General features: G+C 68.6%; 20 protein-coding genes. 6 read left to right on the top strand and 14 right to left on the bottom strand.

Annotation, left to right across the window (positions count from 1 at the left end):
* Positions 1-2: 2 nt before the first annotated feature.
* The gene (locus Ahu01nite_RS14085; protein ID WP_203836947.1) at positions 3-1,022 is read left to right on the top strand and encodes a coiled-coil domain-containing protein; all 1,020 of its coding nucleotides are present in this window, start codon (positions 3-5) and stop codon (positions 1,020-1,022) included.
* A gap of 91 nt (positions 1,023-1,113) precedes the next feature.
* Complete coding sequence (locus tag Ahu01nite_RS14080) at positions 1,114-1,614, top strand: GNAT family N-acetyltransferase (RefSeq protein ID WP_203836946.1); 501 nt, start codon at positions 1,114-1,116, stop codon at positions 1,612-1,614.
* 883 nt (positions 1,615-2,497) lie between these two features.
* On the opposite strand, the gene Ahu01nite_RS14075 is transcribed toward Ahu01nite_RS14080, so the two are convergent.
* The 6 genes from Ahu01nite_RS14075 to Ahu01nite_RS14050 all read right to left on the bottom strand — a co-directional run bounded on the left by Ahu01nite_RS14075 (position 2,498) and on the right by Ahu01nite_RS14050 (position 11,822).
* Positions 2,498-4,864: a glycoside hydrolase family 65 protein gene (locus Ahu01nite_RS14075; protein WP_203836945.1), complete on the bottom strand. Its 2,367-nt coding sequence runs from the start codon at positions 4,862-4,864 to the stop codon at positions 2,498-2,500.
* A gap of 24 nt (positions 4,865-4,888) precedes the next feature.
* Positions 4,889-5,629 carry an HAD family hydrolase gene (locus Ahu01nite_RS14070; protein ID WP_203836944.1) on the bottom strand — a complete coding sequence of 247 codons (741 nt, stop codon included), beginning with the start codon at positions 5,627-5,629 and terminating at the stop codon, positions 4,889-4,891.
* Between the two features lie 120 nt (positions 5,630-5,749).
* The gene (locus Ahu01nite_RS14065) at positions 5,750-6,115 is read right to left on the bottom strand and encodes an ATP-binding protein (RefSeq protein ID WP_239158834.1); all 366 of its coding nucleotides are present in this window, start codon (positions 6,113-6,115) and stop codon (positions 5,750-5,752) included.
* Positions 6,116-6,286: 171 nt separating this feature from the next.
* Positions 6,287-7,594 (bottom strand): ABC transporter ATP-binding protein, encoded by a 1,308-nt coding sequence (locus Ahu01nite_RS14060; protein ID WP_203836942.1) that lies wholly within the window; start codon positions 7,592-7,594, stop codon positions 6,287-6,289.
* A gap of 110 nt (positions 7,595-7,704) precedes the next feature.
* Positions 7,705-9,879, bottom strand: coding sequence for a bifunctional glycosyltransferase/CDP-glycerol:glycerophosphate glycerophosphotransferase (locus Ahu01nite_RS14055; RefSeq protein ID WP_203836941.1), 2,175 nt, complete (start codon positions 9,877-9,879; stop codon positions 7,705-7,707).
* Positions 9,876-11,822 (bottom strand): DUF5941 domain-containing protein, encoded by a 1,947-nt coding sequence (locus Ahu01nite_RS14050; protein ID WP_203836940.1) that lies wholly within the window; start codon positions 11,820-11,822, stop codon positions 9,876-9,878. The genes Ahu01nite_RS14055 and Ahu01nite_RS14050 overlap by 4 nt, the downstream gene beginning before the upstream one ends.
* A 253-nt stretch (positions 11,823-12,075) precedes the next feature.
* On the opposite strand from Ahu01nite_RS14050, the gene Ahu01nite_RS14045 reads away from it, so the two are divergent.
* Together Ahu01nite_RS14045 and Ahu01nite_RS14040 are read left to right on the top strand one after the other, a co-directional pair.
* Entirely contained in the window at positions 12,076-12,258 is a 183-nt protein-coding gene (locus Ahu01nite_RS14045) for a PspC domain-containing protein (RefSeq protein WP_203836939.1), read from the top strand.
* Between the two features lie 128 nt (positions 12,259-12,386).
* Positions 12,387-13,043 carry a dihydrofolate reductase family protein gene (locus Ahu01nite_RS14040; protein WP_203836938.1) on the top strand — a complete coding sequence of 219 codons (657 nt, stop codon included), beginning with the start codon at positions 12,387-12,389 and terminating at the stop codon, positions 13,041-13,043.
* Between the two features lie 5 nt (positions 13,044-13,048).
* Here Ahu01nite_RS14040 and Ahu01nite_RS14035 read toward each other — a convergent pair whose 3' ends face one another.
* The 8 genes from Ahu01nite_RS14035 to pdxH form a co-directional block, all read right to left on the bottom strand.
* A complete protein-coding gene (locus tag Ahu01nite_RS14035) occupies positions 13,049-15,427 on the bottom strand; it encodes an ATP-binding cassette domain-containing protein (protein WP_438874781.1) in 2,379 nt (792 codons plus the stop codon).
* Between the two features lie 1,061 nt (positions 15,428-16,488).
* Entirely contained in the window at positions 16,489-17,250 is a 762-nt protein-coding gene (locus Ahu01nite_RS14030; protein ID WP_203836937.1) for a DUF4230 domain-containing protein, read from the bottom strand.
* Between the two features lie 61 nt (positions 17,251-17,311).
* Complete coding sequence (locus Ahu01nite_RS14025) at positions 17,312-18,472, bottom strand: acyl-CoA dehydrogenase family protein (protein ID WP_203836936.1); 1,161 nt, start codon at positions 18,470-18,472, stop codon at positions 17,312-17,314.
* Positions 18,473-18,490: 18 nt separating this feature from the next.
* On the bottom strand, positions 18,491-18,787 hold the full coding sequence (locus Ahu01nite_RS14020; protein ID WP_203836935.1) for a type II toxin-antitoxin system VapB family antitoxin: 297 nt from the start codon (positions 18,785-18,787) through the stop codon (positions 18,491-18,493).
* Between the two features lie 130 nt (positions 18,788-18,917).
* The gene (locus Ahu01nite_RS14015; RefSeq protein WP_203836934.1) at positions 18,918-19,523 is read right to left on the bottom strand and encodes a nitroreductase family protein; all 606 of its coding nucleotides are present in this window, start codon (positions 19,521-19,523) and stop codon (positions 18,918-18,920) included.
* A 4-nt stretch (positions 19,524-19,527) separates the two neighbouring features.
* Positions 19,528-20,457 (bottom strand): aldose 1-epimerase family protein, encoded by a 930-nt coding sequence (locus Ahu01nite_RS14010; RefSeq protein ID WP_203836933.1) that lies wholly within the window; start codon positions 20,455-20,457, stop codon positions 19,528-19,530.
* Positions 20,458-20,467: 10 nt separating this feature from the next.
* On the bottom strand, positions 20,468-21,772 hold the full coding sequence (locus Ahu01nite_RS14005) for an MFS transporter (protein WP_203836932.1): 1,305 nt from the start codon (positions 21,770-21,772) through the stop codon (positions 20,468-20,470).
* Positions 21,769-22,395, bottom strand: coding sequence for a pyridoxamine 5'-phosphate oxidase (pdxH, locus tag Ahu01nite_RS14000; RefSeq protein WP_203836988.1), 627 nt, complete (start codon positions 22,393-22,395; stop codon positions 21,769-21,771). The genes Ahu01nite_RS14005 and pdxH overlap by 4 nt, the downstream gene beginning before the upstream one ends.
* Before the next feature lie 208 nt (positions 22,396-22,603).
* On the opposite strand from pdxH, the gene Ahu01nite_RS13995 reads away from it, so the two are divergent.
* Positions 22,604-23,728 (top strand): citrate synthase 2, encoded by a 1,125-nt coding sequence (locus tag Ahu01nite_RS13995; protein ID WP_203836931.1) that lies wholly within the window; start codon positions 22,604-22,606, stop codon positions 23,726-23,728.
* Between the two features lie 25 nt (positions 23,729-23,753).
* Positions 23,754-24,875, top strand: a complete 1,122-nt coding sequence (gene serC, locus Ahu01nite_RS13990) for a phosphoserine transaminase (RefSeq protein WP_203836930.1) — start codon at positions 23,754-23,756, stop codon at positions 24,873-24,875.
* Positions 24,876-24,880 lie beyond the last annotated feature (5 nt).

Genomic DNA, 24,880 nt, shown 5'->3' with positions numbered 1-24,880 from the left:
GGATGACGGCAAGACCCCGCCGGTGGCTCGTCCTCGCCCTGGCCTCGATCTTCGCGGTGGCCACGGTCGCCGTGCCCGGCGCTCCCGCGAGTGCCGCCCCGGGCGGCAGCGACAGCTCCACCGCCGACGACGGCGACGACAATCCCCAGCTGAACGACCTGCTCGACAGCACCGGCCGGCGCTACCTCGACGCGAAGGCCGCGGTCGCGAAATCGACCAAGACCCAGCTCGACCTCTCGCTGAAGGTGAAGTCCGCGGAGGCCAAGCGCGACGCCCTCCTGCCCGAGGTGGGTGCGGTGGCCGCCCAGCAGTACCGCACCGGCGGTGTCAGCACGATGGGCTTCCTGCTCAACTCGGACTCCGCCAACGCGTTCCTCGACAAGGCGGTCTCGCTCTCCGAGATCAACGCGCTGCACGACCACAAGTTGCGTGAGCTCGACGCGGCCATCGAGGAGGTGGCCACCAACAAGGCCCGCCTCGACCAGGAGGTCGCCGCGCAGAAGCAGAACCTCGCCTCGATGCAGAAGCAGAAGGAATCGGCCGAGAAGGCCCTCAACCTCGTCGGCGGCGACACCGTCACCGGCGGCTTCGTCACCGCCAAGAGCAAGACCGCGTCTGCCACACCGCGCAACTCGGACGGTTCCCTGCCCGCCGAATCGTGCAGTGTGAACGACCCGACGACGGACGGCTGCATCACGCCGCGCACGTACCACATGTACAAGGAAGTGAAGAAGGCCGGATTCAACCGCTTTGTCGGTTGTCACCGCAACGGCGGCCCGTTCGAGCACCCCAAGGGCCGCGCCTGCGACTGGTCCCTGCAGAAGAGCGGCTTCGCCCCCTGGCACAACCAGGACACCCGCGAGTACGGCAACGAAGTGATGGCCTTCCTCGTCCGTAACGCCGACAAGCTCGGCATCCTCTACGTCATCTGGAACCGCATGATCTGGTTCCCGGCGACGGGCTGGAAGAACTACCACGGACCCAGCAACCACACGGACCACGTACACGTTTCCATGTTGTAGCCGAGCCCTCCGCGCCCCACTGGCCCCCACTCTTCCCGCCGGAGGAGTGGGGGCTTCTTCGCATCCAGGGGCGCCCGCAGGAAGGACCAACATGCTGATCCGGGAACCCACGCTCGCCGACGTCGACCGCATCGCCGACGTCCACACCCGAGCCCGAGCCTCCTACTACCAGACCGGCGGCCTCCTGGCCGACAGCACCGCCGACCCCGCCGGCGCCGACCACCGCCGCGAAGCCTGGACCCGCGCAGTCGAATCCCCCGACCGCACCATCTACTGCGCGGTGATCGACGACCAGGTCGTAGGCGCGGTCGCCATGGGCCCCGCCCTCGCCCCCGACGGCACCGCAGCCGCCCAACTCTTCCAAATCCACGTCGACCCACCCAGCTGGGGCCGAGGCATCGGCACCCGCCTCCACGCCACCTTCCTCACCTACCTCCACCGCACAAACCACCCCGCCGGCCTCCTCGAAGTCTGGCAACGCAACACCCGAGCCCTCCTCTTCTACGCCCACCACGGCTGGTCCCCCACCGGCACCAACCGCCCCGGCCCCCACCAATCCACCTACCTACACATGCACCTCCAAGCCCCCTAACCCCCACCCCGCCCCCAGCCCCAGCCCCAGCCCCAGCCCCAGCCCCAAGGCAACCAGGCCGCCCGGAGCACGGAGCCCGGAGCCCGGAACCGGATGCCGGATGCCGGATGCCGGATGCCGGATGGGTGCCGGATGCCGGATGCCGCTGGGTGCCGGATGCCGGGTGCCGGATGCCGGGTGCCGCCGGGTGCCGCATGTGGAACGCAGACACGAACTCGGGCGCGAGGACGGGGCACAGGTCAGAGGACAGGACATAGGTCCGAGGACGGGCGCGGGCACAGGCACACGCGCGGGCACAGGCACACGCGCGGGCACAGGCACAGGTGCGAGGACAGGCGCCAGCGCGAGCGCAAGGACGGGCCGCAAGCACGAGGATGGACGCAGGCGCGGGATCAGAGAGCCGCGGTCCTCAGCCTGGGGCGGAATCCCGATCGCCACAGGCAAAGCCCGCCACGACCAACGGCGCCCCGCCCAAAGCGCTGACCCAACGCACCGCCCTGACCCAACGCACCGCCCTGACCCAACGCACCGCCCTGACCGGCGCCCCCCTGAACGGCGCCCCCTGAACGGCGCACTCAAAACAACGGCGTATACGCCTGAAGCTGCAAGCCAAGCCCCGCAAAGGCCAAACCCGCACAGTCCACAGGCAGGGTTCGGGGACGGGATTGCCTCACGCAGGGATCAAGACTGACCGCCCGGCGTGAGGCAATCCCGTCCCCGAACCCCCACCGAAGAACAGCGCCAATGCGAAGCGAGGCGTCCCCCCGCACGCACAAAGAAGGGCCCGAGGATCCGTTCACGGAGCGCCAGCTCCTGGATCCTCGGGCCCGGCCTCGACGGGAGTTGCGGTCAGCACCACCCACCGAGATACGACATATTGGTCTTAAAGGGTTGCGGCCCTGCGAACCGGTGCGCGACCGGCCGGCTGGGTGGGGGCGGGGCCGGTCGGGAGGGCGGCCGGGATCGGGAGGACGACCGGCTTGACCTGGGTGACCGTGACTTCTTTGCCGTGGTGGAGGATGTCGAGGCGGGCTGAGCCGCCGCCGTTGCGCAGGGAGTAGGTGACCTCGTCGCGGGCGACCTCCACCCGCAGGCGCAGGCCTCGCCAGAGCAGCGAGAATTCCAGGCCGTCGATGCGGCTGGGCAGGCGCGGGGCGAACGAGAGCTGGCCGTTGTAGTCGCGCATGCCGCCGAGGCCTGCCACCAGGGCGATCCAGGAGCCTGCCAGAGATGCCACGTGGACGCCGTCGCGGGCGTTCTGGTGGAGGTCGTGGAGGTCCATCAGGGCTGCTTCGCCGAGGTAGTCGTGGGCCAGCTCGGTGAAGCCGACCTCGGCTGCCATGACGGCCTGGATGCACGCGGAGAGCGAGGAGTCGCGGACCGTGCGGGCGTCGTAGTAGGCGAAGTTGCGGGCCTTTTCCTCGGGGGTGAAGGCGTCGCCGCGGATGTACATCGCCATGACCAGGTCGGCCTGCTTGACGACCTGCTTGCGGTAGAGGTCGAAGTACGGGTAGTTCAGCAGCAGGGGGTACGCCTCGGGCGGGGTGTTCTCGAAGTCCCATTCCTGCAGGCGGGTGAAGCCTTCCGACTGCTGGTGGACGCCGAGCTCACGGTCGTAGGGGATGTGGACCGCGGCCGCCGCGTCGCGCCAGGAGGCGAGCTCTTCGTCGTCGACGCCGAGTTTGCGGGCCAGGTCGGGGTGGCGCTTGGCGGCGTCCGCTGCGGCGTGCAGGTTCTGCTGGGCCATGAGGTTGGTGTAGATGTTGTCGTCGACCACGGCGGTGTATTCGTCGGGGCCGGTGACGCCGTCGATGTGGAAGCGGCCGTGGCGGTCGTGGTGGCCGAGGGAGCGCCAGAGGCGGGCCGTTTCGACGAGGAGCTCGAGGCCGACCTCGCGTTCGAAGTCGTAGTCGCCGGTTGCCGAGACGTAGCGGCGGACCGCGTCGGCGATGTCGGCGCCGATGTGGAAGCCCGCGGTGCCGGCCGGCCAGTAGGCCGAGCATTCCTGGCCGCGGATGGTGCGCCACGGGAACGCCGCGCCCTGGATGCCGAGCGTCTGGGCGCGCTCCTTGGCCAGGTCGAGGGTGGAGTGACGCCAGCGCAGGACGTCCGCCGCAGCGGCCGGCTGGGTGTACGTGAGGGCCGGGAGCACGAAGGTCTCGGCGTCCCAGAACGTGTGGCCGTCGTAGCCGGGACCGGAGAGGCCCTTGGAACCGATCGGGCGCTGCTCGGCGCGGGCACCGGCCTGCAGGGTGTGGAACAGTCCGAAGCGGACCGCCTGCTGGACCTCGGGGTCACCCTCCACCTTGACGTCCGAGTGGTCCCAGAACTCGTCGAGGTATTCACGCTGGGCCTCGAGGAGGCCCTCCCAGCCGTCCAGGCGGGCGCTCGCGAGCGCCGCGCCGACCTGGTCGCGCACGGCGGGCAGAGAGCGGTTGCTCGACCAGCCGTAAGCGGCCAGCTTGACGACGCGCAGCTTCTGGCCCGGCTCGAGTTTGCAGGCGACGGTGGTGCGCAGCCAGTCGGGGTGGCCCTCGGTGGTGACCGCGTGCTTGCCGGGCGCCTCGACGAGGTGCTCCATCGCCGCGGCCATGCGCAGGTCGCTGGCCTTGGTGCGGTGCACGAGCAGGCCGCCGGTGCGCTGCTCGAGCATCTCCTCGGCCTGCAGCGGGTGGTCGAGGACGGCGGCGACGCGCGGGTCCTTGCTGCTGACCGGGAGCTGCTCGTTGGCGACGAGCTCGGACTGCAGGATCAACCGGGCGGTGTCGTTGAGCGGCTCGACCTCGTAGAGGAAGGCCACGACGGAGCGCTGGGTGAAGGACACCATCCGCACCGTGCGGACCCGGATCCCCTGGCCGGAGGGCGAGACCCACTCCACGATCCGCTCGAGGGTGCCCGCGCGCAGGTCCAGGGTGCGCTCGTGGGAGCGCAGCTCGCCGTAGCGGACGTCGAACGGCTCGTCATCGACGAGCAGGCGCATCAGCTTGGCGTTGGTGACGTTGACCATCGTCTGGCCCGACTCGGGGAAGCCATAACCGGCCTCCGCGTACGGCAGCGGCCGCAGCTCGTAGAACGAGTTGAGGTACGTGCCCGGCAGGCCGTGCGGCTCGCCCTCGTCCAGGTTTCCGCGGATGCCGATGTGGCCGTTGGAAAGGGCGAAGACCGACTCGGACTGGGCCAGGAGATCAAGGTCCAGCCGGGTTTCCCGGATGTGCCACGGGTCGACGGGGTAAGCCCGTTCACGGATCACGGTGGTGCCTCTCGAAGTGAAAGGTTATCGGGTGAGAAGTTCGGAAAGGTCCTGGACCACGATGTCGGCGCCGTGCTCGCGCAGGGCGTCGGCCTGACCGACGCGGTCCACGCCGATGACGATGCCGAATTTGCCGGCCCTGCCCGCTTCGACGCCCGCCAGGGCATCCTCGAAAACGGCACAGTTCTCCGGCTCGACGCCGAGCAGCTTCGCACCATAGAGGAACGTGTCCGGCGCGGGTTTGCCGGGCAGCTTCTCAGCGCGGGCGACGACTCCGTCCACCCGCTCCTCGAGCAGATCGGTGATGTTCGCCGCGTCCAGGACGTCCTTGCAGTTGGCGCTCGCCGAGACCACCGCGCGACGCAGCCCGGCCTTCTGCACGGCGTGCAGGTAGTCGACCGATCCTGGGTAGACCTGGACCGCCCCTTCCGCGATCTTCTGCAGGACGAGGATGTTCTTGCGGTTGCCGACCCCGTTGACGGTTTCCTCGTCGGGACCGTCGTCGGGGGTTCCCTCGGGCAGGGTGATGCCCCGCGAGGCGAGGAAGGTGCGGACACCGTCGGCGCGCTGACGCCCGTCGACATATTGGTGGTAGTCGGCGCCGGAGTCGAACGGCACGTACGGCTGCCCGTGGTCAGCGGACCATCGCTGAAGGAAGGCGTCGAAGGTCTGTTTCCACGCCGCGTTGTGGACCAGGGCGGTCTGGGTGAGCACGCCGTCGAGATCGAAGAGGCATGCCGTCACGTGAGGAGGTAGTCCGAGCACCGGCCTAATGTAGTCGCCTATCGGCGCTGACACCCTGGAAAGCCCCCGACGACGTTTCCACGGCGTTTCATCCGGGGTTCAGATGTCTTTCAGCAGGTCGTTGAGCAGCTCAGATGCGGGTTACTGGCCGGGCAGGTCAATTTTGAGTCCGATAGTCGTCCCGATCGGACCGGTCGCCATGGTGACCTCGTCGCACAGCTGGTACGCCAGCCAGATGCCCCGGCCGCCCACACCGAACGCCTCGGGCACCTCGGGCGGGTGCTGCAGATGCTCCGGAATGCCCGGCCCGGAGTCGGTCACCGTGCACCAGACCGCGCTGCCGCTGACCCCGAGAACCAGCCGGCCGTTCCCGCCGGCGTGCAGGACCACGTTGGTGATCACTTCGTTGATCGCGAGGACGAAGCCGTCGAGCCGGTCGCCGAGGCGGCGGTCGAGGCGTTCGAGGACCTCGTGGCGGAGCACGGTGATGTCGTCGCGGCCGAACACGCGATCAAGATCCGTTTGACGGTGCGAGGCACCCGCGTCCGGTGACTCCCTGACCGGAGCCGGACGCAGCCTCTGCTGGTCAACAGTTTCCTCCACCGCCGAGCAGCTTACGCTGTGTGCCGCCGTCGTGGCAGTCATCGGAGCCGCAAAAGTCAGCACCAGCCGCAAAAGTCAGCGCCAGCCGATGTCGATACGGTCGCCGCGCTCATCGAAGAAATGCAGGGCGTCGAGGCGGACGCCGATCGCGAGGGGGTGCCCGGCCGAGATCGCCGGGTAGGGCGCCAGGCGTACGGCCAGTTCAGCGGGCCTGCGCGCATGCCGGCCCGGGTCGTTGAGAATCGAGGCCTTGGGCTCCTCGCGCACGATCACCGGCTTCTCCGTACGCCCCGTGAGCCGCTGCAACGTCTCCCCGAACTTCCGGAACGCCCCGCCCCCGCCGACCGGCTCGGTGACACCCTTGCCCAGCTCGTCCACGGAGATGGCGGTGGCACCGACGTCCAGGAACGCCAGCGACTCGTGCCCGTGGTGCTCGAGGTAGCGGACCCGGCCCTGCAGCACGCCCTGCACCGCGTCGCCCGGGGTGTCGGGGGAGACCGGGGTCAGCGCCTCCGCCCGCATGCCCACGACGATCCGCTCCCCGTGGTAGTGCGACAGGGCCCGGGCTCGGATGTCGTTCCAGGGCAGGTACAGCGCCTGCTCGCCGAGGTTCAGGGCGATGTAGCGGTCGAGGTGCGCGTAGACCGACGCTTCGAGCAGGTTCATCCGCGGCGAGCCGAGGAACGCCGCGACGTAGAGGGTGGCCGGGCGGCCGTAGACCTCGGTGGGCGTACCGATGTCCTGCAGCACGCCCTTGCGCATGATCGCGACCCGGTCGGCCATCGTCAGCGCCTCGGCCTGGTCATGGGTGACATACATGGTGGTCACGCCGAGTTCGCGGGTCAGGCTGCTGATTTCGGTACGCAGCTCAGCGCGCAACCCGCTGTCAAGGTTGGACAGCGGCTCGTCCATGAGGAACAGCCCGGGGCGCCGTACGATGGCGCGCCCCATGGCGACCCGCTGGCGCTGCCCGCCGGAGAGTTGGCCGGGTTTGCGGCCGAGCACGTCGCCGATGCCGAGCGCGCTGGCGACGTCGCCGATCCGTTCGCTGCGCGCGTCCGGCTCGACCCCCGACAGTTTCAGCGGGAAACCGATGTTGCCGCCGACCGTCATGTGCGGGTACAGCGCGAAGTCCTGGAAGATCATCGCGATCTGACGGTCGCGCGGCGGGAGGTCCAGGACGGGTTCGCCGTTGAGCAGGATCGCCCCGGCCGAGGGGTCCTCCAGCCCGGCGATCATGCGCAGGACGGTGGACTTGCCACAGCCGGAGGGACCCAGCAGGACCAGGAACTCGCCGTCTTGCACGTCGAGGCTGACCCGGTCGACCGCCACGGTGCCGTCCGGCCAGACCTTGGTGACGTCTTTGAGCGCGACGGTGGACACCGTCAACCTCCTGCATGTGAGCTGCGACGATGGCTTAGCGTGACCACACGCATCAATGTCTGCCATCGGGTGAACGGCCATTCGCAGCCAGTCACCAAATCGTCACAGTTCTATGAGGAAGATTCGCCCAGCAATACCCTGCGTACGACCCGCTCAGAGGCCTTGCCGTCGTCGAGGTAGCAGAACCGCTCCCGGAAACGGGTCCGGGCGGCGGCCGACCGGTCGCTCGCGTACGCCCCCGATTCGAAGACCTCGATCAGCTCGGCGAAGCTCGTGGCGACCGCGCCCGGCGGCAGCTCCATGAGGTCGAAATAGACCCCGCGAAGCTCCTGGTACGCGTTCCAGTCCGGCGCGAAGATCACCAGCGGCCGGTCCAGCACCGCGAAGTCGAACATCGCCGACGAGTAGTCGGTCATCATCACGTCGGCGGCGAGATAGAGATCTTCAACGATGGGGTACGCCGAGACGTCGACGATCCGCCCCCGGGCCGCCTGCGCGGCGTGATCCGCGGCCACGTAGAAGTAGTGCGCCCGGACCAGCAGCACGGTGTCCGGGCCGAGCCGGTCGGCGAACGCCTCGACGTCGAGCACCTGGGTGCCCATCGGCAGCCACTCGCGGTGCGTCGGGGTGTAGAGCACGACCCGCTCGTGCGGCTGGATGCCGAGCTTCTCCCGGACCGCCGCGGAGTCGGCCGCCGACGCCGACGCCAGCCGGTCGTTGCGCGGATAGCCGGACTCGATCGTCTCGTAGCGGCACGGGTACGCCCGCTCCCACGCGATCGTGGTGTGCGCGTTCGCCGTGATGCTGAAGTCCCAGCGGTCGGCCCGGCGCATCTGGGCGTGGAAATTCTGGTCCTTGGCGGCCGCCGGGTGATCGGCCTGGTCCATCCCCATCGCCTTCAACGGGGTGCCGTGATGGGTCATCACATGCGTGGTGCCGTCCCGCTTGACCACCCAGTTCGGCCAGTTCACGTTGTTGACCAGATAACGGGCCCGGGCGAGCGCCCTGAAGTACGGCAGCGAGCCGGCGACCACGTAGTCGGTGCCCGGCGGCACGGACTTCGTCCGCCCCTTGCTGACGACCCAGACGTTGCGGATGCCGGGTGCCAGCTCCTGCGCCTTGCGGGAGATCGCGGCGGGATTGCAGGTCACCCCGCGATACCAGTACGCGGCATAGAGCGCGAGATTCTCGTCGACCGCGCCGCGGAGCTGGAGCTTGTAGTAACCCCGGTACAGACTCTGCCGTACCTTCTTGGCCAGCCCTTTCGCCTTCGCCACCGGCACCCGGCGCGCCCGGTTCGCCGCCTTGGCCACCCGGACGGCCTGGTCGAGCGCCCGGAGCTTCGTGAATGAGCCCTCCCCGATGAACCGGTGCCGCAGCCCGTCAGCCCGGCCCTTCATCGGGTACGCGCCGGCGGGCCGGTAGCGCCGGTAGTCCTCGCTGATCCGCATGAAGAACGCCTGGCGGGAGGCCTTCTTCACCCGCTGGCTGTTGTCCAGGACGATCAGGTAGTGCCACATCATCCGGGCGAACAGCAGGGGCCGGATCTGTGCGGCCCGGTCGCTGTAGCGGTCGACCAGGGACATCGCGTGGGCCCAGTGGTCGAAGATCTCGAAGTGCCGGTCGCCGAGCGTCCGCGTGATCGCGCCGGTCCGCCGCTGGCGGTAGTGCACGCAGACCCGGGGCAGGGCGCTGATCCGCTGGGCCACCGACATGATCGGGAAGGTGAACGAGACGTCCTCGTACCAGCCCTGTTCGAAGCGGAAGCCGAGCTTCAGGAGCAGGTCGCGACGGATGACCTTGTTCCAGGCGACGTGCAGGACGTTGAGCACCTTCGGGAACTGCTCGACGGTGAAAGTCTCGGGCGCCTCGGCGAGGATCTTGGTCGCGCCCGACTGGGTCACCCGCGAGTCCCAGTGCACCCGGTCGAAGCCGACGATCAGCACGTCGGGCGTGGTACCGGCGATCCGGTCGGCGATCGTGGTCAGCGCGCCCTGGGCGAGCCAGTCGTCGCTGTCGACGAACCAGACGTACTCGCCGGTCGCGTGGTCCAGGCCGATGTTGCGGGCCCGGCCGAGGCCGACGTTCTCCTCGAGCGACACCACGCGGACCCGGGAGTCACGGGCGGCGTATTCGGCGAGGATCGCACCGCTGTTGTCCGGCGAGCAGTCGTCGACCGCCACGATCTCGAAGTCGGTGAACGCCTGCCCGAGAATCGAGTCCAGGCACTGGCGCAGGTATCCCTGCACCTTGTAGACGGGCAGCACGACACTGAGCAGAGTCATCGACTTCCTCCGGTTCGCCAATCCTTGACTGCCCCTGTCAGAAACTGCGCGCCTACGCCGACGGCGAGCAACAGCTCACCGGCCGTGGCGACGCCTGCCAGCGCGAAGAACACCAGCAGCACGACCCGGCCGTCCCAGCCGAGCAGCGCGCGCCGCGCACGTGCGTCCGGAGCGCCCTTCTCCATCCGGGCGGTCAGGTCGTAATGATGCAGCGCGAGCACGAAGAGCAGCGCGAACACCACCACGGGCGGCACGTCGCAGATCATCGCGACGGCCACCGCCATCAGATACTCGGCGGCACGCAAACCGGCAGGGACCAGCCAGTCGAGCGGCCCGCCGTGCGAGGACCGTGCCGCAGCACCGGCCCCGAGCACGAGCAACGCCGCCACCAGGAGCCAGATCCCGGCCTCGCCCGCCCGGACCCATTCGAATTCCAGGTACGCCGGCCGCCACGGGGTCCCGCGCGGCACCCAGCCAGCCGCGACCGCACCTATCAGCGCGAGCGGGGCGACCGCCGCGATACCGGCCCAGAGCAGGGGCTGCTTCAACCCCGCGGCACTCACGGTGCCACGGACCAGTCGGCCGTCATCACGATGCCGCGACGTGTCGACCGTGTCCAGCACACCGACGCGCATCGAGATCGAGCGCAACGACCTCAGCCCCAGTGTGTACGCGAAAGCGAGCGCCCCCCATGCGACGGTGACCGCCAGCGCCACGCGCCCGTTGAAGACCGCAGCGAGCAGCGCGATCAGGGCCCAGCGCTCGCCGATGGGGAACACGACGATCCGCTTCAGCCAGTACGCGATCGAGCCTGTGTCACCCTGCACCTTGTTGGACGCGCGGCTCAACCGGGCGCCGACCCCGCCACCCGCGTCCGCGTTGCCCGCGGTGCCGACGGACTGCCGGGCCGCGGCCTCGTCGTGCAGGGCGCCGTACCAGGTGTCGGTCATGTGCCGGACGGTCTGCAGCACGATCGCCGTGATCGCCAACGGCCATGCGAACGACAGGCCCATCCGCTCGGCACCGGCGGCGAGCCCGGCGTAGACCGCGTATTCCTTCGCCCGGTCGGCCATCGTGTCGAGCCAGCCGCCGAACGCCCCGAACTGCCGGGTGTAACGGGCCAGCTGGCCGTCCACGCAGTCGAGGACGAAGCCCAGGTAGAGCAGGACCGCACCGATGATCAGCGCCGGGCGGGACGCCTGCCAGAACCCGAGGGCCGCCACCACGGAGAGGAGTACGGAGAGAGCGGTGACCTGGCTGGGCGACAGCTTGGCGCGCGCGCAGAGCTTCGTTACCAACGGCGACCAGCTGCTTACGGCGTACGTGGTGAAGAAGTCGTCTTTTTCCTTGACCGCCAGGCGCAGCAGGGCCTTGTCCTCGTCCACGCTTGCGACAGCGGCTTCGGCAGCGGCCAGTTCCGCGTCGGTGTGGACGCGGTCGGCGTGCAGAAGGCGCACCCGGGTCGCGATCGGGACGAGCCCGGCTTGCAGCAACGCCGCGAAGAGGGCGTCGACGTTTTGTTCTTTCAGGGTGCCCGCCGCTGCCGTGACGAGACCAAGATCACTCGTCGCGACGCAGAGTGCGCCGAGGAACCTCGTGGGCCCGTCGGAGGCCGGGACGAGGCGCCCCCGATCCTCTCTCAGGTCACCTCCGTCGCCACTCTCCGTGGCCGCCACCAGCGCGGTGCTGCGGCTGGCAGGCTCGGTGGCCAGCGTCCACAGCAGACTCGGATGCGCGACGAGATTGTCGGCGCAGATCAGCAACGGCTCGTCGGCGAGCTTGACGATCTCGCGAATTTGCCCGGATATATCCGGGCCATTGACTTCAAAAATCTGGCTGACGCCAGCTCTCGACAGGGCGGAACGCACATCTTCGGCAAGGCTGCGAGCAGCCTCCGGCCTGAGATCGTTTCCGGTGCTCCCGCACAACACGGCGAGCGTCACCGCGGCATCCCTCCCACCTCGACCGCCTACGGTCGCAGAGAGTAGGCGGCGAAATTTGCCCCGATGTTAACAGTGAATCCCGTGAGGGTACGGGGTTCCCCTACGGGGATGTGAGCGCCCTTATCCCTCTCGCGACCGAGGGCGGACGGGGTGACGGTCCATACCGTGGAAAGCGGTCGAGGCACCCGGCCCCGGCCACCACTTGCCCCGCCAGTGCTGACGCGCTGAGCGCGGCATCGAAGGAGTGAACGAGATGACCCGCCGCCTTGCGAGACCCCGCGACGACCGTTGGATCGCCGGCGTGTGCTCCGGCCTGGCCCGCCGTTTCGGCATGTCCTCCGGAATGATGCGCCTGATCTTCATCCTGTCCTGCTTGCTGCCCGGCACCCAGCTCATCGTTTACATCGTGCTCTGGGCTCTGCTCCCGAACGAGTGATTCCCGGTGCCGGCGCCCCTTCCGGGCGCCGGTGCCGCACTTCTCGGGCGCGCCGCCGCGGGCCAAAGGTGCTGCGGCTTCTGGAGACCTCCGTAAGGTGCTTGCAGATCGCATACCTGGGAGGGTCCATGTCGCGCGTCCGCGTCCATAACTTCTCCGTTTCTCTCGACGGCTTCGGCACCGGAGAGGGGCAGGAGCTCGAGACACCGTTCGGGCACGCCGGGACCAGCCTGCTCGAGTGGGCCTTCGAGACCCGCACCTTCCGTGACATGGGCATACACGGAGAGACCGCGGGGTCGCACGGCGTCGACGAGGCGTTCGCCAGCAACTGGGCACGCGGCATCGGCGTGGAGATCATGGGGCGCAACAAGTTCGGCCCCCAGCGCGGCCCCTGGAGCGATGAGGAGTGGAAGGGCTGGTGGGGCGACGACCCGGTCTTCCACACCCCGGTCGTCGTACTGACCCATCACCCCCGCCCGACGCTCGAAATGGAAGGCGGAACGACCTTCCATTTCGTTGACGCCGATCCCGCATTCGCTCTCGAGCAGGCCCGCGCTCTCGCCGGCGACCTCGACGTGCGCATCGGCGGCGGCGTGAGCACCGTCCGGCAGTTCCTCCAGGCCGACCTGATCGACCAGATGCACATCGTCCTCGTGCCGATCCTCCTGGGCCGCGGCGAACGGCTGTGGGACGGCCTCGAAGGACTGCAGGAGCGATTCGCCATCGAAGCCACCCCCTCTCCGAGCGGCGTCACCCACCTGACATTCCAGCGACGGGCCCGCTAGCCCATCTACTTCCCCACGTACGCCGCCAGGTGCTCGGCCGTCAACGTCTTGCGGCCGGCCACCAGGTCGGCGGGCGTGCCCTCGAAAACGATCCGTCCCCCGTCGTGACCAGCGCCGGGACCGAGATCGATGATCCAGTCGGCATGCGCCATCACGGCCTGGTGATGCTCGATGACGATGACCGACCTGCCCGAGTCGACGAGCCGGTCGAGCAGACCCAGCAGGTTCTCCACGTCGGCGAGGTGCAGCCCCGTCGTCGGCTCGTCGAGAACGTAGACGTTGCCCTTGTCGGCCATCTGCGTCGCCAGTTTGAGCCGCTGCCGCTCGCCGCCGGAGAGCGTGGTCAGCGGCTGGCCGAGCCGGATGTAGCCGATCCCGACATCGGCGAGCCGCTTGAGAATGGCGTGCGCGGCCGGCGTATGCGCGTCGCCACCGCCGAAGAACTCCTCGGCCTCGATCACCGACATCGCGAGCACCTCGCTGATGTCCCGTCCGCCGAAGTGGTACTCCAGCACCGACGCGTCGAACCGCTTCCCCTCGCAGACCTCGCAGACGGTGGCGACCCCCGCCATCATCGCCAGATCGGTGTAGATGACGCCGTTACCGTTGCAGTTGGGGCAGGCACCCTCGGAGTTGGCACTGAACAGCGCCGGCTTCACCCCGTTGGCCTTGGCGAAGGCCTTACGGATCGGCTCCAGCAGCCCTGTGTACGTCGCTGGGTTGCTGCGCCGCGACCCCCGGATCGGCGTCTGATCAACCGACACCACGCCGTCCAGCCCGGTCACCGACCCCCGGACCAGTGAGCTCTTGCCCGACCCGGCCACCCCGGTCAGCACCGTGAGCACACCGAGCGGAATGTCGACGTCGACGTTCCGCAGATTGTGAGCATCGGCACCCCGCACCTCCAGCACACCGTCCGGCGTGCGGACCTTCTCCTTCAGCGACGCCCGGTCATCGAGGTGCCGCCCGGTGAGAGTGCCGCTCTTCCGCAGCCCCGCGACGGTGCCCTCGAAACAGACGGTCCCGCCACCCGACCCGGCACCCGGACCGAGATCGACAACATGGTCGGCGATCGCAATCGTCTCCGGCTTGTGCTCGACGACCAGCACGGTGTTGCCCTTGTCGCGCAGCCGCAGCAGCAGATCGTTCATCCGCTGGATGTCATGCGGGTGCAGCCCGATCGTCGGCTCGTCGAACACATACGTGACGTCGGTCAGCGACGACCCGAGATGCCGGATCATCTTGGTCCGCTGCGCCTCACCACCCGAGAGCGTCCCCGCCGGCCGGTCCAGACTGAGATACCCGAGCCCGATCTCCACAAAAGAATCGAGGGTCTCCCCCAGCGACTTGAGCAACGGCGCAACCGAGGGCTCCTTCAACCCCCGCACCCACCCCGCCAGATCACTGATCTGCATCGCACAGGCCTCAGCGATGCTGATCCCCTTGACCTTCGACGACCGAGCCTCCGCACTGAGCCGCGTGCCGGCGCACTCGGGACAGACCGTGAACACCACAGCCCGCTCCACAAACGCGCGCACATGCGGCTGCAACGCGTCGACATCCTTGGAGAGAATCGACTTCTGGATCTTCGGGATCAGCCCCTCGTACGTCAGGTTGATGTTGTCGACCTTGATCTTGGTCGGCTCCTTGTACAGCAGATCCTGCAACTCCCGCTTGGTGTACTTCCGAATAGGCTTGTCCGGATCGAAGAACCCCGACCCGATGAAGATCCGCCCCATCCAGCCGTCCATGCTGTACCCGGGAATCGAGAACGGCCCCTCGCTCAACGACTTGCTGTCGTCATAAAGCTGAGCCAGATCTATATCGGTAACCGACCCCCGCCCCTCACACCGCGGGCACATCCCCCCGGTAATACTGAAACTGCGCCGCTCCTTAACCTTCTGCCCAGCCCGCTCAATGGTCACCGCCCCGGCCCCACTGATCGAAGCCACATTGAACGAAAAAGCCTGCGGCGACCCAACATGAGGCTTCCCCAGCCGACTGAACAAAATCCGCAACATCGCCCCGGTATCGGTAGCCGTCCCCACCGTCGACCGAGGATCACTCCCCATCCGCTGCTGATCAACGATGATCGCCGTCGTCAGCCCCTCCAGCACATCCACATCAGGCCGAGCCAACGTCGGCATGAACCCCTGCACAAAAGCGCTGTACGTCTCATTGATCATCCGCTGCGAATCCGCGGCGATAGTCGCAAAAACCAGCGAGCTCTTCCCCGAACCCGACACCCCCGTAAAAACGGTCAGGCGCCGCTTCGGAAGCTCAACACTGATGTCTTTCAAGTTGTTCTCTCGCGCCCCGTGCACGCGAATAAGGTCGTGACTGTCAGCGGCGTGCGGTTTGGTCCTCGCGGCCATGTTTTTCATATCCCCATCGTCGTCAGACGGACCGCGTGTGGTGCTGGTCCTGTCATCGTCGCGTTTGCCTACGGTATCTGTGGGGGTCTGGGTTTTGCTTCTTGAATCCTGATCCTTCCTGGTGGGTCTCTTGCGCTGGACGGTTGAGGGCCGGGGTGGCCGAGCCAGGCTTCAGGGGCGTTTTTATGCCTGGCTCGGCCACCCCGGCCCCCACCCTTGCCTCAGAGAGCGTGCGGCTGCTCACCGCTCCGTGCGCGGCTCGCCGCGATCGGCGCGGGTTCTGTCGTGCCGGTCGTCCTGATCGCCGCCGCGCCTTCGCCTCTCGGTCTCCGGTCTGGCTGCCGCGCCCCTGATCACGCCCACCGGCCCCGTCCCGCAGGCCGACCAATTTGCCTGGTCACGCGACGCACCGCGCCGGTCACGCCCCCAACCCCACACCACCCAAAGCCCCACTACCCGCCCAGCCCCACGCCACCCCGCCGCGAACGCCCAGCGCCACACCCACACACCCAGCCTGGGGCACACGCCGCTGGGCCCTGGGCAAGCGCCACGCGGCACGGCGGCGCTGGGGGCTCGGCGCTGGGGGCTCGGCGCTCGGCGCTCGGCGCTCGGGGGCTCGGCGGCTCGGCGCTCGGGGGCTCGGCGGCTCGGCGCTCGGCGCTCGGCGCTCGGCGCTCGGCGCTCGGCGCTCGGCGCTCGGCGCTCGGCGCGCATTGTTGACTAACGGAGCAGCGATGGCTCGGAAGCCAGGCATCCGGACGCCGCCGAACGGGCAAAGAACCAGCCACTGAGCGCCCCCGGCGAGGTGCGTCGCAAGCCCACCACCGCGCCTGGCCCGCGGAACCAGACCGCCGACCAGAACCACAAGCGCGGCAGCCAGACCAGATACCTAAAGGTGATGGCGAAGACCGAGCCGGCACGGAGCGGTGAGCAACCACATCCGGAGCCGCACACTCTCTGACGCAAGGGTGGGGGCCGGGATGGTCAAGACAGGCATAAAAACGCCCTTAAAGCCTGTCTTGACCATCCCGGCCCCCACCCGTCAACAGCGAGAAACCCGCAAAGAACAATCAGGGCTTATCAAACGAAACAGTCACAGTCGTATACCCAAGCCGAACGAAAAGGCTCTGCAGCATCTTCTCGGTATTAGCCTGAGCCCGCTGATCCAACCCGCTGGAGTTGGCAGCCTCAGTGATCCGCTGCTGAGCGAGCTGGTAAACCCGCTGCTGCTGGTTGGTGTCGCTCTTGAACGCGTCCCCGATCCGGTTGAGCAACCCCCGCTCCTCGGCGACGACGTAGCTCTTCTGCATGTCGAGTGCGGCCTGCCCCTGCTGCGGCGCGGGGAGCGTGATGGTGATCTTCTTGTTGGCCTCGTCAACGGTGAGGGCCTTGTCGGAGAGCTGGCCGAAGTCGACGTATTCCTCGACGGTGCCGGAGCCGACGAAGAGGGTGCGCTGGTTGACCAGGAAGTCGGGGACGTTGTCCTTGTTTTCCTGGAGGTCGACGATGACCTGGAAGGTGCCGTCGGCGGCGACGTAGCGGCTCAGGTCGCGCATCGACTGAAGGAGGACCGGCTGGCTGCGGTCGGTGGTCTTGTCGGCGAACGGGTTGTCGAAGCTGGGGAGCACGTTGACCGCGCGCAGGCCCAGGCAGGACGCGACGATCAGCGCGAAGACCACGCCGGTGAAGATGAGGACGCGTGCGAAGCCGCCGATGCGGCGGGGCGCTTCCTGCTCCTCCAGCGTGGGCGCGGGGGCGGGCGGTGCCGCACCCTCCTCAAGGGCCAACGGATACTCCCTGGTCGGCTCGTCGATATCGGGCGATTGCGCCATCGGAGACACCCCCTTCACCTCAGGTCTTCTATACCCACGTTAGAGAGGGGGTACGACATTTTCAGCCGGCGAACGCGTTCAGGCCGGTCAATTTCTGGCCGATCACGAGTTGGTGCACCTCGGAGGTTCCCTCGTACGTGAGGACACTTTCGAGGTTGTTGGCGTGCCGGAGCACGGGATACTCCCCGCTGATGCCGTTCGCCCCGAGGATGGTGCGGCACTGGCGGGCGATCTTCAAGGCTTCGCGGACGTTGTTGAGCTTTCCCGCGCTCACCTGCACCGGGCTCAGGCCAGGGAGCCGGCCGAGGTGCAACGCCAGCAGGTAGCCCTTCTGCAGCTCCAGCGTCATGTCTGCCAGTTTCGCCTGGGTCAGTTGGAAGCCCGCGATCGGCCGGCCGAATTGTGAACGGCTGCCGGCGTACTCGAGGGCGGTCTCGAGGCAGTCACGGGCCGCGCCCAGTGCGCCCCAGATAATGCCAAAACGGGCTTCGGTGAGGCAGGACAGCGGGGCTTTCAGGCCGCGGGCGAGGGGTAGCTGCGCGGAGGCCGGGAGCCGGACGTCGTCCAGTGTGATCTCCCCGGTCGAGGAGGCGCGCAGGGAGAGTTTCTTCTTGACCTCGCGGACGCTGAAGCCGGGGGTCGAGGTCGGCACGGCGAAGCCTTCGACGCCGGCGTCCGAGCGGGCCCAGATCACGGCGACGTCCGCGACCGGCGCGTTGGTGATCCACATTTTGCCGCCGTTGAGGATCCAGTCATCGCCGTCGCGGCGCGCTCGGGTGGCCATGTTGGCGGGGTCGGAGCCGTGGTCGGGCTCGGTCAGGCCGAAGCAGCCGATCAGCTCGCCGGCGGCCATGCCGGGCAGCCACTGCTGCTTCTGCTCCTCGCTGCCGAATTTCCAGATGGCGTACATCGCCAGCGAGCCCTGCACGGAGACCAGCGAACGTACGCCGGAGTCGGCTGCTTCCAGCTCGAGGCAGGCGAGGCCGTATTGCACCGATGACGCGCCCGCGCAGCCGTAGCCGGTCAGGTGCATGCCCAGGAGGCCGAGCTTGCCGAACTCCAGGGCCAGCTCCCGCACCGGGACCGTGCCGCTCTCGTACCAGTCGGCGATGTGGGGGCGCACCCGATCGTCGACGACGCGGCGGGTGACGGCGCGAACGTCGCGTTCCTCGTCGCTGAGCAGGTTGTCGAGCTCGAGCAGATCCAGCGGGGAAGCGGCCATGCCCTAAAACTAGCGGTGTTAGTTGTTGATGACGAGTACCCGGGCGTGGATCTGGTTCCGCTGCTGCAGGGCCGCCCGCAGCGCGCGGTGCAGACCGTCCTCGAGATAGAGGGCTCCGTGCCACTCCACGACGTGTGGGAACAGGTCCCCGTAGAACGTCGAATCCTCGGCGAGCAGCTTGTCCAACGCCAGCTCGCGCTTGGTGGTGATGAGGTCGGCCAGGCGGATCGGCCGCGGTGGGATCTCCGCCCAGGACTTCAGCGTCGTGTGATGATCGGGGTACGGCGCTCCGTCCCGCACCGCTTTGAAGATCACGACGGCACGCTCCCCTCCGGTCACTCGACTGGTCACTCGATAGTTGAACTACCCACGGACAAGTGGATACGCCCTGTCAGCCTAGCGAGCCACCGGCACAACGGCCGGGCCCCACCTCGTCAACGTGAGATCAGGCGTTCCACCGGCCATGATGCACCACTTCGTCCACCGGCCGATGCCCCCGCCGCAGTGACGGAGACCTCTTGTCCTCCGCTTTGTAACCCACCGTGAGCGCTCCGACCGGCATAAACTCCTCCGGTACGCCGAAAGCCGCCCGGAACGACGCGATCTTCTTGGGCGGAATGCCGAAAAAGAGTGAGCCAAGTCCCTCGTTCACCGCCGTGAGATGAATCAGCAGGGCGGCGAACCCGGTGTCGATGTCCCAGTAGGGCACGGGCCAGTGGCTCTCGGCGCGGTCCTCCCAGCCCTTGTCCGGCTGGGCGTAGCGGTCGAGGTAGACCGACTTGTTGGAGAGCGCGACGATGATCAGGGGCGCCGAGCTCATCCGCTGCAGCCAGGAGTCGGCCTCGGTGTCGCTGTCCGTCGTCGAGGACCAGTAGAGCGCGCGGTCCTCGGGGTTCTGCAGCACCAGGAAACCCCAGCCCTGCGAGAAACCGGCCGAGGGCGCCCGCAGCGCGTGCTTCACCAGCTTGTCGACGATCTCCGGCGGCACCGGGCGGTCCGCGTCGTACGTGCGGACCATCCGGCGCCGGCGGAGAACCTCGTCGAATTCCACGGGCTCAGCCCTGCGAGGGGCGCACGCCCCAGGAGGCACGCCAGGTGGTGCCGGGGGCGAGCACGATCAGGTCGCGACCCGAGCGGTACGCATCCGGCGGGCACGTCATCGGCTCGATCGCCACCGACCGGCGGAACCGCTCCCCGTGCAGCGTGTCGCCGGTGAAGACCTGCCACCAGCGGAAGCTCTCGTCGCCCCAGACCGTCACGGACCTGCTGCCGTCGGGCGCGGCGATGGTGACCGAGGAGCCACCGTCCTCATCGGCGATCAGGTCGCCCCACGTGGTGTCGAGCACGGCCGAGGCGATCCGGCGGGGCTCGGTGTAGTCGAACTCGGTGCCCGTGACCTTGACCGCGCCGATCGGCAGCAGCCGCCCGTCGGCCAGGATCTTGCTGCGCCCGGGCACCCGCAGCAGGATGTCGTCGACGGCGACGCCGGGAAGCTGCAGGTACGGATGGACGGAGAAGCCCCACGGCGCGTCCGCGTCACCGGTGTTGGTGACCTCCTGGTCCGAGCGCAGACCGTCGGCGGAGACGCTCCAACGCGTACGCAGGGTGAGCCCCCACGGGTATCCGACCTGGGCGGGAAGGTCGTACTCCAGCGTCACCGAGTCGGTGGTCTGCTCGGCGAGCTTCCAGCGGGACCAGTTGACCAGCCCGTGGATCGCGTTGTGCCGGGCCGGCTCGGTCAGCGGGAGCTGGTATTCCTTGCCCCCGAACGAGTAGTGCCCGTCGCGGATCCGGTTGGGCCAGGGGGCGAGCAGCGCGCCGGCCGACGCCGGGGTGATCACGTCCGGCCCGAAGCCGTCGAGCACCTCGCGGTCGCCGACGGAATAGCCCCTGAGCACCCCGCCGACCTCGGCGACGGTGGCCTTGTGGCCTTCCGCCTCAATCGTCCACTGGGTCCCGGATTTGGCGGCCACAACGTTCGTCATGGGCGAAAGATTAGTCCTTGGTCTCCTCGGCCGAGGGCGGACGGTATCGAAGGAGGGCGGGGAAGGCCGCGGCAAGTGCGAGCGCGAGTCCGGCGGCGACGAAACCGCCGCCCGCCCAGGACGCCGTCGGCCCGGTCAGGTCGGCGGTGGCGCCGGCGCGGAGATCACCCAGGCGGGGGCCGCCGGCCACCACCACGGTGAAGACGCCCTGGAGCCTGCCGCGCAGCCGGTCAGGTGCGTAGACCTGCAGGATCGACTGCCGGTAGACCGCGCTGACCAGGTCTGCCGCGCCACCGACCGCCAGCAGGAGCACCGCGAGCCACAGGGAGTGCGCGAGCCCCGCGAAGCCGATCGCGACACCCCAGCCCGCCACCGCGATCACGAGCGCGACGCCTTGGCGTTTCACCCGGCTGATCCAGCCGGATGTGAGTCCGCCCACAACCGAACCGAGCGCGATCGCGGCGAACAGCCAGCCGACCGCGGCGCCGCCGCCGAACCGTTCTTCGGCGATCTCCGGGAAGAGCGCCCGGGGCATGGCGAACACCATCGCAACGATGTCGACGCCGAAGGAGAGGAGCAGCACCGGCTGGGTGACCAGGAAGCGCAGGCCGATCAGGATGCCGCGCACCCCGGCCGTGGGCTTGGGAGCGCCCTCCTCCAGCTCGATCGGCGGGATGGGCGGGAGCCGGTAGGTGGCCCAGAAGGAGACCGTGAACAGGACGGCGTCGACGGCGTACGCGATGGTCACGCCGTTGTCGGTCGAGAATGCGCCGAAGATGAGGCCGGCGGCCAGCGGTCCGAGCACGCCGCCGGCGGTCGTGGTCGTGTAGTTGAGGGTGTTCGCCGAGGGCACCAGCGATGCGGGGACGATCCGCGGGATGATCGCCTGCCGGGTCGGCGAGCTGACCGCGAAACCGGCCGACTGCACCGCCGTGAGCACCAGCAGCAGCACCGGGCTGTGCACGCTGAGCAGCCCCTGGACCAGCAGGCCCAGCGTCGAGATCCAGGCCAGCATGGAGCTGGCGAGCAGCAGTTTCCGCCGGTCGATCACGTCCGCGGCCGCGCCACCCCACAGACCGAAGATCAGCAGGGGTACGAGGCCGGCGATGCCCAGCAGCCCGACCCACGCGGACGAACCGGTGATCGCGTACATCTCGACCGGGACGGCGACCGACGTGAACTGGAAACCGAAGAACGAAATGCCACTTCCGAGCCACATCCGCCGGTACGCGACCTCGCGCAGCGGGCGGACGTCGATCACCCATCGCTTACTTTCGGTGACCTTCTCCGCGGCTTCGACGGGCTCCTGGCTCACGGGGCCAGCCTCTCGATGACCCAGGAACCCTCGACGCGGCGGTAACGCAGCCGGTCGTGCAGGCGGTTGGAGCGTCCCTGCCAGAACTCGACGGTCTCGGGCACCACGCGGAAGCCACCCCAGTGCGGGGGCGCGGGGATGTCGCCCTCGGTGCCGAACCGCTCGACCACCTCGGCCAGGCCCGCGTCCACAGCGGCCCGATCGGGCAGCACCTGGCTCTGCGGGCTCGCCCACGCGCCGAGCTGCGACCCGCGGGGGCGACTCGCGAAATACTCCTCGGTCTCGGCCCGGCTCACCTTCTCGACCCGGCCCGCGACGAGCACCTGCCGCTGGATCGGGAACCAGGGAAAGACCAGGGCGGCCTGCGGATTTGCGGAGAGCTCCGAGCCCTTGCGCGAGGTGTAGTTGGTGAAAAAGACAAAGCCACTCATATCGTACGCCTTGAGCAGCACTGTCCGTGAACTCGGCCGGCCGTCGGCGTCGGCGGTCGAGACCACCATCGCGTTGGGCTCGGGCAGCGCGAAGTCCTCCGCGTCGGCGAACCAGCGGGCGAACTGGTCCGGCCACTCGGCGGCCAGGTCCGTTTCGAGCAGGGAGCCCCGCTCGCGGTAGTCGCGCCGCATGCCGGCGAGCGACTGTGGGTCAGAGGTCACAGAACCTTCTCTTTCTCCGGATCAGCACCACGAACCTAGATCTGCTTCGCGCGGGCGTCCCCTCGGCGAGGATAGGTGTCGCAGACAGCACATTTCCGCGGGTCGACCGTCAGGGTCGGCGAGCGGCAAGATGAGACGCACGCGGCTTACGTGGAGCCGAAGGTCCCAGGAGGCACAAGTGTCCGATTCCAACCGGGACCCGGCTTTCAAGCCGGGTCTCGAAGGCGTGATCGCTTTCGAAACCGAGATCGCTGAGCCGGACAAGGCCGGCGGCGCGCTGCGCTACCGGGGTGTCGACATCGAGGACCTCATCGGTCAGGTCTCCTTCGGCAACGTCTGGGCACTGCTGGTCGACGGCCGGTTCGGCCCGGGTCTCCCGCCGGCCGAGCCGTTCCCGGTGCCCGTGCACTCCGGCGACATCCGCGTCGACGTGCAGTCCGCGGTCGCCATGCTGGCGCCCTACTGGGGGCTCTCCCAGATGCTCGACATCAACGACGAGCAGGTGCGCAGCGACCTGGCCCGGGTGTCGGTGACCGCGCTGTCGTTCGTCGCGCAGGCCGCCCGGGGGCTGGGGCTGCCCGCCGTGCCGCAGAAGGACATCGACAAGGCACAGACGGTCGTCGAGCGGTTCATGAAGCGCTGGCGCGGCGAGCCCGACCCGCGGCACGTCAAAGCGGTCGACGCCTACTTCATCTCGGCCGCCGAGCACGGCCTGAACGCCTCCACCTTCACTGCGCGGATCGTCGCCTCCACCGGCGCCGACGCGGCCGCGTGCATCTCCTCCGGCATCGGCGCGCTGTCCGGCCCGCTGCACGGCGGCGCGCCCTCCCGCGTGCTGCACATGATCGAGGCCGTCGAGCGCAGCGGCGACGCCGAGGGCTATGTGAAGGGCGTCCTCGACCGCGGCGAGCGGCTGATGGGCTTCGGCCACCGCGTCTACCGCGCCGAGGACCCGCGCGCCCGCGTCCTGCGCCGCACGGCCAAGGAGCTGGGCGCCCCCCGCTTCGAGGTGGCCGAGGCCCTGGAGCGCGCGGCCCTCGCCGAGCTGCAGGCCCGCAAGCCCGACCGGGTTCTCGCGACCAACGTGGAGTTCTGGTCCGCGGTGATCCTCGACTTCGCCGAGGTCCCGGCGCACATGTTCACCTCGATGTTCACCTGCGCCCGGGTGGCCGGCTGGAGCGCCCACATCCTCGAGCAGAAGAAACTCGGTCGCATCGTGCGGCCCAGTGCGCGTTATCTGGGACCCGACTCCCGCAAGCCGCAGGACGTCGAAGGCTGGGACGCCGTCCCCCATAATCTCTGAGACACCCGCTCCGGAAGGACCCCCTGTGACTGAGCCGATCCGCATCCCCGACGACCTCAAGCCCGTCGACGGTCGGTTCGGTTCCGGGCCGAGCAAGGTCCGCCCCGAGGGGGTCGAGGCGCTGGCCCGCGTCGCGACGACCTTCCTGGGCACCTCGCACCGGCAGAAGACGGTCAAGGACGAGGTCGCCCGGCTGCGCCGGGGCATCGGCGAGTTCTTCGGGCTGCCCGACGGCTACGAGGTGATCATCAGCAACGGCGGGACCAGCGCGTTCTGGGAGACCGCCACGTTCGGGCTGATCCGGGAGAAGGCCCAGTTCGCGGAGTTCGGCGAGTTCGGGGCGAAGTTCGTCAAGGCCGTCACCGACGCCCCCTTCCTGGCCGACCCGACCGTGCACAAGGCCCCCGGCGGCGGTGCGGCCTATCTGCGTGCCGAGGCAGGCGTCGACACCTATGCAAGCGTGCAGAACGAGACGTCAACCGGCGTCGCCGTGCCCGTCAAGAGGGTCGCGGGCGCCGACCCCGGCGCGCTGCTGCTGACCGATGCGACCTCCGGCGGCGGCAGCCTCGACGTCGACCTCACCGAGACGGACGTCTACTACCTCGCGCCGCAGAAGGCGTTCGGGTCCGACGGCGGGCTGTGGATCGCCCTGATGTCGCCGGCCGCGATCGACCGCGCCTACAAGATCAAGGAATCCGGCCGCTACATCCCGCAGTTCCTCGATCTGGTGACCGCGATCGAGCAGTCCCGCCTCGAGCAGACCTACAACACCCCGGCGCTGGCCACGGTCTTCCTCGCGGCCGAGCAGGTCGACTGGATGAACGCGCAGGGTGGCCTCGCCTGGGCGGCCAAGCGCAGCGCCGAGAGCGCCGCGGCGATCTACGGCTGGGCGGACCGGTCCACGGTGGCGACCCCGTTCATCACCGAACCGGCACTGCGCTCCAACGCGGTCGCCACGATCGACTTCGCCGACGGCGTGGACGCCGCGGCGATCGCCAAGGTGCTGCGAGCCAACGGCATCGTGGACACCGAGCCCTACCGCAAGCTGGGCCGCAACCAGCTCCGGGTGGCCCTTTACCCGACAGTCGACCCGGCGGACGTCGAGGCGCTCACTCGATGCATCGATTTCATCGTCGATCGACTCTGAACCAT

Source organism: Winogradskya humida (assembly GCF_016862215.1).
GTDB lineage: Bacteria > Actinomycetota > Actinomycetes > Mycobacteriales > Micromonosporaceae > Actinoplanes > Actinoplanes humidus.
Note: the sequence above shows the minus strand (reverse complement) of the source record. Positions and strands in the feature narration are given on the sequence as shown.